Source organism: Pontibacter sp. LHS1 (assembly GCF_058932855.1).
Map to the genome: position 1 here is coordinate 1 of NZ_JBZYWF010000012.1, position 13,558 is coordinate 13,558.

Here is a 13,558-nt window from a genome sequence, read left to right on the forward strand (position 1 = left end):
TGGCATAGGTCAGCACCCTGCCCCTCCTTGGATAAGGAGGGGCAGGGGTGGTTGGACCCGGTACTGCAATACCCTTCAATCCTACAACAACTTATCCATCGTAATTGGCAGCTCCCTTACCCGCTTCCCGGTGGCATGAAAGATCGCATTCGCAATGGCCGGCGCTACACCGACTACGCCGATCTCGCCGAGACCTTTGGCGCCGAGCGGATTCACGACTTCATCCTTCTCCTCCACAAAGATCACCTCCATTTCCTGCACATCAGCATTCACGGGCACATGGTATTTGTCGAGGTCGTGGTTGATGAAGCGGCCGAGGTTGTTGTCCATGACCGTGTGCTCGTGCAGGGCGACGCCCATGCCCCAGACCATGCCACCCAGGATCTGGCTGCGGGCGGTTTTGGGGTTGATGATGCGGCCGCCGGCGATGGCGCTAACCAGACGGGTAACTTTCACGGTGCCCAAATCTTCGTCGACCTTCACTTCGGCAAACACAGCGGAGTGGGCGTAGCGGGAGTATTTTTTGTATTCCTCGTCCGGCTTCGTGGAGGCCTCTCCTTCTATGCTATCCTTCTCACTTTGCTGCAGTAAATCAGTAATAGAAAAAGCCTTGGATGAGTCGCTCTTCAGGCTGATCCGGCCTTCTGTAAAACTTACCTCCTCCGGCTTTGCATTTGCCAGTGGCGAATCCGCCTGCTGCTGCGCCAGTTTCAGAAGTTTTTCCTGCACCTGCTCACAGGCTTTTTTTACGGCAGAACCTACAGTGGCTACGGTTTTAGATCCACCCTCCAAGGGTGCCTTTGGCAGGTCAGAATCACCGAGCTTAAACGTCACATCCTCCAGCGGCAGCCCCAGTGCTTCGGCGGCGATCTGGGTCATGACGGTGTAGGTACCGGTGCCGATGTCGGCGGTGGCGCTGCTGACGGTGAGTTTGCCGTCTTTGTGGAGCACGGCTTTGGCGCTGGCCTCGGCCTGATTCGCTTCCCAGGCACCTTGGGCAAATCCCCAGCCAATCAGTTGGTGACCTTCCTTCATAGAACGCGGCTCCATCTTTCGTTTGGACCAACCGAATCTCTCAGCTCCCTGGCGGTAGCACTCCCGCAGCTCCTTGCTCGAGAAAGGTTTGTCTTTGTTCTGGTCTTTCTCGGAGTAGTTTTTCATTCTGAACTCCCGTGGGTCTATACCTGCCTTGTAGGCGAGTTCGTCCATCGCGCACTCCAGGGCATAGATGCCGGTGGTACCACCCGGTGCCCGCATGTCGAGCGGGGTATACACATCCAGCGCCACCAGCTTGTGCGTCAGCTTTGCGTTCTCGGTTGGGTATAGCACACCCGGCCAGAGCACTACATCCTCGCTGTAGTCTTCGAACTTGGAGGTTTCGCCGTATACCTCCTGCTGCAAGGCTTCGAGCTTGCCGTCAGCAGAGGCACCTAATGTAAAGCGTTGCATGGTTTTGGGGCGGTGGCCGAAGGAGAACATCTGCTGGCGGGTGAGCACCACCCGCACCGAGCGCTGCAGTTCACGGGCCGCCAGCACAGCCAGAAACAGCTGGTACTGCGGACGAAGACCTGAACCAAAAGCACCACCCACAAAAGGCGAGATCACCCGTACCTCCTCCTTTGCCATGCCAAAGGCGCTGGCGATGTACTGCTGGCTGTTCTGCACACCCTGTATCTTATCATACACGGTCAGGCGACCGTCTCCCTCCCACACGGCGGTACTGGCATGCATTTCCATCGGGTTGTGGTGCTCGGCCGGGTGGGTATATTCCTCCTGGAGGCGAACGGCGGCATTTGCCAGGGCCTTCTCTACATCCCCGCGTGGCTTGGGTGGCTCAGAAGCTTTATACTCTTCTGGTTCATAGGCATTCTCCAGGTTGGTTTCAAAGTCAGTGTCGTGTGCATCTTCTTCATAGGCTACCTCTACCAGCATAGCGGCATACCTCGCCAGCTCAAAGTTCTCGGCTACGACCAGGGCAATCGGCTGCATGCTGAACTGCACTTCATTGTCATAAAGCGGACGGAAAGGTGAGCCTGGAGGTGCATCATCGTCTTTGTAGTTTTTGTCGAGCCACATGTAGCCGGGGCGGTTTTCGTGGCTGAACACCTGCAGCACCCCGTCCAGCGCCAGGGCTTTGCTGGCGTTAATGCTTTTGATCTTTCCCTTGGCGATGGCGCTGCTGACCACTACTCCGTACGCCAGCTTCTCTGCCGGAAACTCAGCCGCATACTTTGCTTCGCCTGTTACCTTGGCGCGGCCGTCTACACGGTTTTTGTCTTTGCCTATATGATCAGTTTTCATGCTGCTCCCTCCATGTTATAAGCCTGCTCCAGCGCCCGCACAATGGCGCGCTTTGCCAGCTCTATTTTGAAATCATTATCACCATAACCTTTCGCTCCTTCCAGGTAGGCTTCTGCCACTTTCCAGAAATTCTCCCGCGTTGCCTGCTGTCCCTGCAGCAAGGCTTCAGCCTCTGGTTTGCGCCAGGGCTTGTGCGCCACACCGCCCAGGGCAATGCGTGCTTCCCGTATCGTATCGCCGTCCAGTTCAAGGGCAGCGGCTACCGATACAATGGCAAAGGCATAGGAGGCACGGTCACGGAGTTTGAGGTAGGTATAGTGATCGGCAAAGCCTTTAGCGGGCAGGTCGATGGAGGTAATAATCTCGTCTTCCTGCAGGTTAGTGTCGATGTGCGGGGTATCGCCGGGAAGGCGGTGGAAATCAGCTAACGGGATGGTACGGTCGCCATTCGGACCGGTGACGTTTACATTGGCCTCCAGCGCCGCCAGGGCCACAGCCATGTCTGATGGATGTGTGGCGATGCAGTGCTCGCTGGTGCCAAGTATAGCTAAGTCGCGATTATAGCCTTTGATGGCGGAACAGCCGGAGCCGGGCTCGCGCTTGTTGCAGGGTGTTTGCGTATCGTAAAAGTAATAGCAGCGGGTGCGCTGCAGCAGGTTGCCTCCATCGGTAGCCATGTTGCGCAGCTGACCGGTGGCTCCTGCCAGTATCGCGTGTGAGAGCAGCGGGTAACGCTTCTCCACCTGCTCGTGGTAGGCAGTGTCGTTGTTCGTTGCCAGCGCACCCAGCCGCAGACCGCCGTCTTCTGTTTCCTCAATGCTCTTGAGGGCGATGCGGGTAATGTCCACGAGGTGCTGCGAGGCCATTACGTCGATCTTCATCAGATCGAGCAGGTTGGTGCCGCCTGCTACGAATTTTGCCTGGGTATGGGAAGTTACTTCCCGTACAGCGCTCTGTACATCCGTCGCCCGGGTATAGGTGAAGGGTCTCATCGGGCTTCGCTCCTTTCCAGTGCTTCCTGCACCACTTTCACAATGTTCACATAAGCACCGCAGCGACAGACATTCCCGCTCATCAGGTCCCGGATATCATCCATCGTTTTGGCCTTGCCTTCGTTCACCAGCCCGATCACTGAACAGATCTGCCCCGGTGTGCAATAACCGCACTGGAAGGCGTCGTGGTCGATGAAGGACTGCTGCACCGGGTGCAGTTCACCATCTCTGGCAAGCCCCTCGATGGTGGTGATCTCTTTATCTTCCTGCATCACGGCAAGCGTCAGGCAGGAGTTGATGCGCTTGCCGTCGACAAGCACGGTGCAGGCGCCGCACTGGCCGTGGTCGCAGCCTTTCTTCGTACCGGTCAGGTGCAGGTGCTCGCGCAGGGCATCAAGCAGGGAAGTCCAGGGAGCCAGTTCCAGGCGCTGCTCTTTGCCATTGATGCGGAGCATGACTGGTTGCATAGGCGGTAAGGGGGGAGTTTGTTTTTCCATTGTGTAGGTGTTTTAAGGTATAGCAGGCTGGCTTGACAGCAGGCAGCATGACCGGGTATGTGTTTCAACATGAAACAGAACAGATTTACGCTCCCACACCACATAAGTTGGAAAAAGCCAAAGGTTTTAGCTGCCGCTGCACATGTTGTTTTACCAAGCCTCCATATAACAAAACAAACCCCTCTCAAAAACTGGCCGTAACCATATAGAAGCCCCCTCCCTGTGATTGAGGCAGCCTAACGTTCCAGCATAAACCAAAACGCTATGAAAACAAAAGACCACAAGGAATACAAACAACCGGAAGGATATGAATTTGCCCCTGCCTGGGATCAATCGGATACGGAGTCGCGGGAGCATGCCGGGTGTGAACCACTGGCCATGGACAAGAATGAGGCGATGCCTGATGTGAGTACCAGCACGGATTATACCCGCGAAGAAATCGTGCTGGCATTACGTAACCACGGACATCATCCCGAAGGGGTAAAATGGGATATCACCCCACTGGGTATGCACTACCTGCTCATCCACTTTGACATACCGCAACTGAAGGCGGAGCACTACACCATCAAAATAGGTGGCGCTGTTGAAAAAGAACTGACCCTGACGCTGGAAGACATCAAGAGCCGTCCCAGAAAAACCATACCTGTGATGATGGAGTGCGGTGGCACCGGCCGCGTAAAACTCTTCCCCCGGCCTATTGTCTGGCCCTGGAAAGACGAGTCGATCGGCTGCTACGAATGGACAGGCACGCCGCTGCGCGGCATACTGGAGGAAGCCGGGCTCCTGGATGATACGCTCGAGATCCTTTTCACAGGACATGACCGTGGCTTTGACCAGGGCTTTGAGCATAATTTCGAACGCAGCCTGCCACTGGCAGAGGCCATGCGGGAGGAAGTGATGCTGGTGTATGAGGCGAACGGGCAGCCCCTGCCACCACAGCACGGTTTCCCCTTGCGCCTTATCGTGCCTAACTGGTATGGCATGACTTCGGTGAAGTGGCTTAAGTCGATCACCGTCATTACCGAGCCTTTTAAAGGGGTGCAGCAGGCGATCCAGTACCGCTACAAAAAGCCACGAAACCCAGTCGCCAAACTAGCCAGCAAAGTGACCGACCACCTCTGGTACAAAGACGCGAAAGACGATCCGGGCACACCGGTTACTAAAATTAACGTCAACTCCACCATGGCGCCTCCGGGCATGCCGGACCTGGTGCAGCGTAACCGATACGTCATCACTGGCAAAGCCACGATAGTGGGCAAAGCCTGGTCAGGCTGGGGATCTATCACGAAGGTAGAGTTTAGCTGGGATGGCGGCAAAACCTGGGCAGATGCCCGGCTTAAAACACCGATCGGAGAGTTTGCCTGGACACCCTGGGAATATGAGTGGGAAGTACAGGAGCCGGGAGAGTACGAGATCTGCTGCCGCGCCACGGACTCGGCCGGAAATGTGCAGCCAATCGACAGCGACGAGGTATGGAACTACGGCGGCTACGGCGTCAACTCCATACAGCGGGTGCAGGTATTCGTTTGTGAACCGTAAAACCATCTGCTATCCCAAGCAGTATGTGTAGCCATGAATGATGCAGAAGAAACGCTGGAGGAAGCCGGCACCGTTTTGCCAGACCCCAGGACGCTCGTACCAACTACCCTGAACAAAGCGAATGTTTTGTTTATAGGAACTGTAGAAAATGGCTATTTCAATCCGGCGCCAGACCTGAAGCACAGCCCACCCCGCTGGGAGCCGGGCCTGTACAGCATTGCAGCCGGCAAATGGCCCTCACCCAATCTCACCGCTGACCTGCTGGATCTCACACCCTATAACGAGCAGGCCATCCTGGTCATTGCCTCTGACTGGAACCAGGAAGTGATCAGCGAAGCGCGCATCTTTGGCATGATCGACAAGGTTGCCTGCGATGTGCTGCAGAAGTTTGCCTACGAGCACATGCAGGACAAGGAGGAAGAAATAGCCTCCTACATTTCAGGTATAAACAACTAAAAAGATCTGCTTTTTAAGGGAATTGCTGCTTACAGGACCAGCAGGGTGTTGGTGCCGCCATACTCATTGGGGGCTTCTCCGTCAGCATCCGGATCATTGCGCCATTCAGCACCGTCTACGAGGTACTTGAACTCGTGCTGGGTATTGCGCGGGAGTGTCTGCACACACTCGAATATACCGCCTTTTTTCTTGCTCATCTTGATCGGTGTGTTCCAATCGCCATTCAGCCCCAGTATTTCCACTCTTTCCGCATCTGCCAGGCTCATTGTAAATTTCACTTTGCACTGGTCTTTGGTTTTGAGATAGGTCTTTTGAATCATCTTCCTTTTGTTTTTTTCTGTGACGTAAGATTGCTAAAGCGAATCAGCGCTGGAAAGTGTTGCATTTTCCTGCCAGCAATAACATGTACTCTTTCCTGACAAGTTTTGTTAACATTTTGCGTTTCTACCAGGCTACTCCAAAGACTCTGTTCAAGTACGGATTCTCCTTCTAAAGCCTCAATCATTTTAGCAGAGAGATTAACAAGGCTAATAGGGCTCTAAGCATCCTATACTGCTTTGTTCAGCTGAAAAAAAGACGCAATTTATTATGAGCATTCATTGAAAAGAAAGATTAAACGTATCTAAAGGCTTTATTTTTTAGCAACTTGCACCTTTATTTTACCGCAATGCATTCTATTACCACGAACAGGCTTTCACTCAGCATATTTTTCTTTCTTTCCGGCTTCAATTTTTCAAGTTGGGCATCCCGCATCCCCACCATTGTTTCCAAGCTTCACCTGAACGAGGCCGAGTTGGGCAGCATCCTGCTGACCATGCCGGTGAGCTCGCTTATCGGCTTGCCTTTGTCAAGCTGGCTTGTGACCAGGTTCGACAGTCGTTTTCCTTTGATTGTGGCCATGGTCATGAACGCCGCTTCGCTCTCGCTCATCGGGATAGCCGCCACACCATTTGCCCTGGTGGTGGCCTTATTTCTGTTCTCGCTGAGTATGCGTGTATTTAACATCGCCATCAATACACAGGCCATTACGCTGCAGAAACTCTACGACCGCAAAATAAACGGGGCCTTCCACGGTCTCTGGAGCACAGGCGGCATTGTAGGTGTCGGCGTTACCACACTGCTGGTATCGCTTGGCATAACGATCGTGCCGCACCTGGTAGCCGTCTCTATCACCACGACGCTCATGGTGCTGGGCGCCTTCCCATACCTGCTGCGCAACGACCGCTCCACGACGGGCAATAAGCTCACGCTTGGCAAGCCCGATCCGTACATCCTATACCTGGGGCTGCTCGTATTTTTTGCGGCCGTATGCGAAGGTGGCATGTTCGACTGGAGCGGCATTTATTTCCAGCAGGTGGTGGGCGTAGAGGTGTTTACCGCGGGCTATCTCATTTTTATGTCGTTTATGGCGCTTTCGCGGTTCGTTTCAGATCGGATCATCGAGAAAATCGGCATGGAGAAAACCTACGTGCTCAGTGCCAGCCTCATTTTCTCGGGTATTACGCTAGCCATTCTGTTTCCGAGTTTCTGGCCTGCCATGGTGGGCTTCTCACTGGTAGGCTTCGGCACGGCTTCCGTTATACCGATGACGTACACGCTGGCGGGCGCCTCCAAGAAGTATTCGCCCGGCATCGCCATCTCCATGATCGTGACGTTCGGCATTGTGGGTATGCTTATGGGCCCGCCACTCATCGGTTACCTGGCCCACGCCTTTAACCTCAAGTTCGCTTTCGTCACCTTCGCCCTGGCGGGTGCCATGCTGATCCCGATCTCTAGGAAGTTCTTCCGGTTGGAAAGGAAAGTTTAGGGTGTGAGGGATGACTGTTTTTTTGACTGTCATAAGGGAGTCCGGGCTTTGGCTTTGGCTCCCTTTTTTATTTGCTATACCTCTCAGCGTGAGGAATTCATGCTACGCTTACATGCAGTAATTTCTGTTAAAACCCACCTGCGCCGGAAAGAATACCAGGGGATAAAGCCTTCACTTTTGAAATTTTCTGTTTAATTTAAACTGCAGAAAGCCTTATTTTATATAAAAACAGGTTTTCAAACTATACTTTACAAGACTTAACCCCACCATCACCCCATGGAAAACTTCATCAGCTCGGTAAACGACATCGTCTGGAGCAATGCACTGATCATACTTTGCCTTGGGGCAGGTGTATACTTCTCCATCGCCACCAAATTTCTGCAGATACGCTACCTCCGTGAAATGCTGCGCCTGCTCTTCAGGGGGCAGTCGTCCCAAAAGGGTATCAGTTCATTTCAGGCTTTTACAGTAGCCATTGCCGGACGTGTCGGCACAGGTAACATTGCCGGTGTTGCCACTGCCATTGCGATGGGTGGCCCGGGTGCTGTGTTCTGGATGTGGGTGATCGCTTTCCTGGGCAGTTCCTCTGCTTTTATAGAAGCCACACTGGGCCAGATCTATAAGCAGGTGAAAAATGGCCAGTACAGAGGTGGACCGGCCTTCTACATCGAAAAAGGACTTGGCGTGAAATGGTATGCGGTGCTGTTTGCTGTAGCGACCATTATCAGTATGGCCCTGTTCCTTCCGGGCGTGCAAAGCAACAGCATAGCCTCCGGGGTAAGCAATGCCTTTCAGATACCGGTGGCCTATACGGGTGGTGCCGTTACCTTGCTGCTGGCCCTTATTATTGTAGGCGGCGTGAAGCGCATCGGCAACGTGGCGCAGGTGGTGGTACCCTTTATGGCGGGTGCCTATATCCTGATGTCGGTGGTGATCATCCTGATGAATATTTCGGAAGTTCCTGCGGTGTTCAGCCTCATCATCAGTTCTGCATTTGATTTGGAGCCTGCTTTTGCCGGTGTGTTTGGCATGGCCATTTCTTGGGGTGTGAAACGTGGCATCTACTCAAACGAAGCAGGTCAGGGTACGGCGCCACATGCAGCGGCCGCGGCCGAGGTAAGCCATCCTGCCAAGCAGGGCCTGGTGCAGGCATTTTCTGTTTACGTCGACACGCTTTTCGTTTGTACGGCTACAGCCTTCATGATCCTCTTTACAGGGCAATACAATGTGGTCAATCCGGAGGGCGGCTTTCTGGTGGAGAACCTGCCGGGTGTGCCATTCGGCCCGGAGTATACGCAGCTGGCTGTGAGCTCCCACTTCCCTGCATTGGGCAGCGGCTTTATCGCCATTTCGCTGTTCTTCTTTGCCTTCACCACCATCATGGCCTACTACTACATTGCCGAAACCAACCTGAGCTACCTGAACACCAAAAACAAACAATGGATGCTCTGGGCGCTTCGCTTGTTTATACTCGCCGCTACCTTCTATGGCTCAGTGAAAACGGCAGAATCAGCCTGGATGTTGGGCGACATCGGTGTGGGTATCATGGCCTGGCTGAATGTGATCGCCATTTTCCTGCTGCGCAAGCCTGCCTTACGCACCCTGCAAGATTACCTGGCCCAGCGCAAAGCCGGCCTCGACCCAACCTTTGACCCTGATAAACTAGGTATAAAGAACGCCGGCGACTGGAATAAAGCCATCGGCGCTGACGAGAAGGAGGAGTTAGATCATAGAGAACTGAAAGCAGTTTAGAGACAGGGGTAAGAGGTATATAAACCAAAAGAGACGCATTAACTGCGTCTCTTTTGGTTTATGGAATGGGCAAAGCTATATTTTTTTAGAAAACAGGCCTGAAACAGTTTCTGTCATTCTGTTAAGAATCTTGGTAGAAAGGAGGAAAGCCTATGCAACTGGCCCACAAGATCCTTCCAGGATGACAAAAAAAAGAGAATGAAACAGTTTCGTGGTCTCTAACTTTCTAATTCCCCAACTCTCAAACTCCTAAGCTCCCCGCTCCCAATCAACTTCCGGAAACACCACCTCCAGCTGTCTTTTGATCACCCTATAATTCCCTTTCCAAAAACTCGCCAGGTCCGATACGGTCGTGATCGGCTTTAACTCCGGACTCAGCAGGGCCAACTCTACGGTCATTTCGCCTTCGTCTACGGTCGGGCTTTCTTCCCAGTCCAGCACATCCTGCAGCCGGATCTCCAGCTTCGGTTGACTCCCATCTGCATGATAGGTCAGGTCGATATCCGATCCATCCGGCAAAGTGATACTGGATGGGGCCAACACCTCCAGCCTGGCCCGTTGGGACTCGTTCAGGTACTTGGTTTCGAGGATCGGCAGCAGCTCCAGCTCCATCAGTTCATCCGGGTGCTCGATGTCAGCCAGGTATGGCCGCAGCCAATCCCAGTTGGTCATGAGCAGAGTAGCGGTGCTCACATCGGGCCAGGATTCTGAAGGGCGCCACTTTCTTAAACTTAGCACGCGGTTTTGCCACTGCGTGACCTCGTGGTTGAAGTCCAGCAGGTGCTCACCTTCTAGTTTAACGGCCTCGGAAATGGCCGGTACGCGGTGCTTCTCGTCGGGAGCCGGCAGCGGCTTGCTTTGGAGCACGATGCTACCGATGCGGGTATCCATAGAGGCGGTGAGCTCGCCGTCGTTCAGGTCCCAGTGGTAACTTTCCTGTTGCTTTACGAGCGGAGCCAGGTCGCGGGGGTTAAGCGGCGAGGCCAGGAAAATACGGCCGGGGTTATCGCCCGTACCTGCATGCAGGTGGGCAATGGCCAGCCAGGGCTCATGCGCCAGATCGTCACGGTGACCGGCGGAAGCATACTGACCACTTGCCAACTGGAACTGCGCATTGTTGCCGGGGCGGGCATAGGCGATACGCTCCGGGTAGCAGTGCGTCAGCAGCACACCGGTTTCGTAGTCGTCGAAGCTGCCATTATCAGGCTCTATGCTGAACAGCGAGCGGTACGAGCGGGCTACTTTCTCGATCTTGCCGAATTTCTTCCCCTGCCCCTGCTCTTTTCTATACCTGCGGAGGGCTTCTATTCTTAAGTTTATGTCGATGCCGGCGTTGCGGTCCAGCGGGTCGCGCTCTTCCAGGATGGCGGCAATATCACTGGCCAGCGCCACCTGGTCGGTTTCCTCGGCTTTGAGCAGCATGTGCGCGATCCGGGGGTGACAAGGCAGCGCGTGCATTTTTTTGCCGTGCTCGGTGATGCGGCCATGCTCGAGCGCCTGCAGCTGGTGCAGCATCTCGGTGGCGTATTGCAGGGCAGCGCGCGGCGGCGGGTTCAGCCAGGTCAGGCCGCGGATGTCCGTGATGCCCCACTGCGCCATGTCGAGCACCAGGTTGGCCAGGTCGGCTTCCATGATCTCGGGCGTGCGGTGCGGGGCCATGCGCTCCTGCGTGGTTTTGCTCCACATGCGGTAAGCGGTACCGGGCCCCAGACGACCGGCGCGACCGGCCCGCTGATCGGCGGCGTCTTTGGAGATGCGCACGGTTTCGAGGCGCGACAAACCCGACTTCGGATCGAAGCGGGAGGTCTTGCCAAAGCCCGTGTCCACCACCACTGAAATGCCTTCAATGGTTAAGCTGGTCTCGGCGATACTAGTGGCCAGTACCACTTTGCGTCTGCCTTCGCGGTCGGGCATGATGGCGGCGTACTGCTTGCCGAAAGGCAGCATCCCGAACAGCGGGTGTATCCTGAAATCGCGCAGCTGCCGGCGCAGGAGTTCTTCTACTTTGCGGATATCGTTTTCGCCGGGCAGGAACACAAGTATATCACCCTCCTGCTCCCTGGCCGCCTGCACCACCACCTTGGCTGTCATTTCAGGCAGCATGCGGTCGTCGGCGTCGCCGGTATAGAAGGTCTCGATCGGATATTGCCGCCCCATGCTTTGCGCTACAGGGGCCTGCAGCAGGCTCGTCAGCTGGGGCATATCCAGCGTGGCCGACATCACCATGATGCGCAGGTCCGGACGAAGCGCCTGCTGCGCCTCCCGGCTCAGGGCCATGGCCACATCGGCGTGGATGCTGCGCTCATGAAACTCGTCGAAGATTACGATGCCTATACCTGTGAGCGAACGGTCGCTGTGGATCATGCGGGTGAGAATGCCTTCGGTCACGACCTCTATGCGGGTCTTGTCCGAAATGCGGTTCTCAAACCGGATGCGATAGCCGACAGTCTGGCCTACCTCCTCGCCCAGTAGCTGCGCCAGGCGCTCAGCAATGGTTTTAGCCGCCAGGCGCCGGGGCTCCAGCATGATGATCTTTTGATCTTTGAGCCAGGTCTCGCCGAGTATCGCCAGCGGCAGCAAAGTGCTTTTACCGGCTCCGGGAGGAGCGTTGACAATAAGCGTGTTCTGCGCCGAAAGATGCTCTCTCACGGCAGGTATGATTTCCCGAACGGGTAAGTCTATGGTGAAGGGGTTGAAAGGCAATGGAGATTGAGCGTTAATGAGTTTGGAGTTTTTATTTACTGTACCTACGGAGTTTTCAATTGGCAATCCCCTCTCGTGGTGAGGAAATTATACCTGTATTTTCTTCCTGTATGAGGTATACGAGTCTGCTTGCCGATGATACAGAACCTTAAAATTACGAGAAAGTAGCTAATTCTCCTCTTTGGCGGTATGCGGAGGCGGAATTACAGTAGCTTATCAGTCACTTTTTAAAATCATAGGGGATATAATTTTCCCATTGCCATGGCGTGAAGGTGTCTCCAATCGTTTTTTCCAGTAATTCTTTAAAGATGCTTTCCCCGTTGTCGCTGTTTGTCAGTATCAAAATCCCTGTGCCCGTTTCCGGGAAAATAATAGAATAGTGCTGGTAGCCTTCTGAATGCCCTTCTTTGAAAGCTCCCACACCGTAAGGGGATTTGAGCACACCCCATCCTAAGCCATAGCCTAAGTCTATGCTGCTGTTCTCATTTGTATCAATTTTCGCATCAGGTCCAAATTGCCGTTTGCTCTTTATAGCAAACTGTTGCGTAAAGAGCGCCTGCATGGATTCTTTTTTCAGCAGTTTCTGATTCTGTAAAGCAGTTAAAAATTTCGTGTAATCTGCCAGTGTAGTGCCTAAACTGCCTGCTGCACCGGCATCATCCGCCTCGTCTTTTGGGAGTACGCGCTGTTTATTGTCATGTCCATAGGCATACTGCTTTTCCAGCCCCGGTTGCCACACGTAGATATAGCTGGTCCGGGTCATACCCAGCGGCTTAAAGATGCGTTCCTGCGCCATATCTTCCAGTCCCTTTCCCGTTACTTGCTCCAGCACAAACTGGAGTAGGCTCAGCCCTTCTCCGGAGTAACTGTATCGGGTGCCGGGTTCAAATTGAAAGTACAGCTTGCCCTTAGAATCGAAGCCACTATCTGTTAAAAAACGCCAATTCGGGAAGCCAGTGGTATGCGTCAGGCACATGCGTGCTGTAAGGACCTTATACCTGGTATCGCCTTTCAGGTGACGATATCCACGCCAGCTTTTCTTAAATTTATAATCCGGAAGCGGCTTTGGGAGATAATTTTGGAGCGGGGTATCAAGTTCAATTACTCCTTCTTCTACAAGCTGCATCACCAGCACAGCGAAAACGGCTTTACTCAGGGAAGCCCCGTAAAAAATGGTGTTGCTGCTCAGAGTATCTTTCGTATCATAGTTGCTGTACCCAAAAGCCTTCTGGTACACAGCTTCGCCTTTATTCAAAATCGAGATGCCCAATCCAGTTACATGTGCGGTGTCCATCAATCGCTTTGCAACCTGATCTATCTCCTGGCCCGCTATGTAGCTACCATCTAGTTGCTGAATTTTCAGGGCCTGCCCAAACAAAGCAGTGCTGCCAAGAAGTATGGCCGGAAGTAAGAGCAGGATTGATTTTGACATGCTGCTTTTCTTTTAGATATGTTGATTAAAACCCTAAGCTACGGTAGTAATCCAACTAGTCTTGCGTCACTTTCCTGTC

At 53.8% G+C, this 13,558-nt stretch carries 10 protein-coding genes; 4 read left to right on the forward strand and 6 right to left on the reverse strand.

The window, feature by feature from the left end:
- Positions 1-81: 81 nt before the first annotated feature.
- From AC5FXQ_RS18210 to AC5FXQ_RS18220, 3 genes are read right to left on the reverse strand one after another with little or no spacing between them, the layout of a single operon-like run.
- Positions 82-2,301 carry a xanthine dehydrogenase family protein molybdopterin-binding subunit gene (locus AC5FXQ_RS18210; protein ID WP_493603843.1) on the reverse strand — a complete coding sequence of 740 codons (2,220 nt, stop codon included), beginning with the start codon at positions 2,299-2,301 and terminating at the stop codon, positions 82-84.
- Entirely contained in the window at positions 2,298-3,293 is a 996-nt protein-coding gene (locus tag AC5FXQ_RS18215) for an FAD binding domain-containing protein (protein ID WP_493603844.1), read from the reverse strand. Before AC5FXQ_RS18215 ends, AC5FXQ_RS18210 begins: the two co-directional genes overlap by 4 nt.
- Entirely contained in the window at positions 3,290-3,790 is a 501-nt protein-coding gene (locus AC5FXQ_RS18220) for a (2Fe-2S)-binding protein (RefSeq protein ID WP_493603845.1), read from the reverse strand. Before AC5FXQ_RS18220 ends, AC5FXQ_RS18215 begins: the two co-directional genes overlap by 4 nt.
- A gap of 264 nt (positions 3,791-4,054) precedes the next feature.
- Between AC5FXQ_RS18220 and AC5FXQ_RS18225 the strand changes: the two genes are divergently transcribed.
- Together AC5FXQ_RS18225 and AC5FXQ_RS18230 are read left to right on the forward strand one after the other, a co-directional pair.
- Entirely contained in the window at positions 4,055-5,329 is a 1,275-nt protein-coding gene (locus tag AC5FXQ_RS18225; protein WP_493603846.1) for a sulfite oxidase, read from the forward strand.
- 33 nt (positions 5,330-5,362) lie between these two features.
- Entirely contained in the window at positions 5,363-5,785 is a 423-nt protein-coding gene (locus AC5FXQ_RS18230; RefSeq protein WP_493603847.1) for a hypothetical protein, read from the forward strand.
- Between the two features lie 29 nt (positions 5,786-5,814).
- Here AC5FXQ_RS18230 and AC5FXQ_RS18235 read toward each other — a convergent pair whose 3' ends face one another.
- Positions 5,815-6,105 (reverse strand): isoamylase early set domain-containing protein, encoded by a 291-nt coding sequence (locus AC5FXQ_RS18235; RefSeq protein WP_493603848.1) that lies wholly within the window; start codon positions 6,103-6,105, stop codon positions 5,815-5,817.
- A gap of 347 nt (positions 6,106-6,452) precedes the next feature.
- Here AC5FXQ_RS18235 and AC5FXQ_RS18240 point away from each other — a divergent pair, with 347 nt between their 5' ends.
- Both AC5FXQ_RS18240 and AC5FXQ_RS18245 read left to right on the forward strand, forming a co-directional pair.
- Entirely contained in the window at positions 6,453-7,592 is a 1,140-nt protein-coding gene (locus AC5FXQ_RS18240; RefSeq protein WP_493603849.1) for an MFS transporter, read from the forward strand.
- A 276-nt stretch (positions 7,593-7,868) separates the two neighbouring features.
- A complete protein-coding gene (locus AC5FXQ_RS18245) occupies positions 7,869-9,344 on the forward strand; it encodes an alanine/glycine:cation symporter family protein (RefSeq protein ID WP_493603850.1) in 1,476 nt (491 codons plus the stop codon).
- A 249-nt stretch (positions 9,345-9,593) separates the two neighbouring features.
- On the opposite strand, the gene hrpB is transcribed toward AC5FXQ_RS18245, so the two are convergent.
- Together hrpB and AC5FXQ_RS18255 are read right to left on the reverse strand one after the other, a co-directional pair.
- The gene (gene hrpB / locus AC5FXQ_RS18250; protein ID WP_493603851.1) at positions 9,594-12,047 is read right to left on the reverse strand and encodes an ATP-dependent helicase HrpB; all 2,454 of its coding nucleotides are present in this window, start codon (positions 12,045-12,047) and stop codon (positions 9,594-9,596) included.
- A gap of 220 nt (positions 12,048-12,267) precedes the next feature.
- Positions 12,268-13,479: a serine hydrolase domain-containing protein gene (locus AC5FXQ_RS18255; RefSeq protein ID WP_493603852.1), complete on the reverse strand. Its 1,212-nt coding sequence runs from the start codon at positions 13,477-13,479 to the stop codon at positions 12,268-12,270.
- Positions 13,480-13,558: the final 79 nt, after the last annotated feature.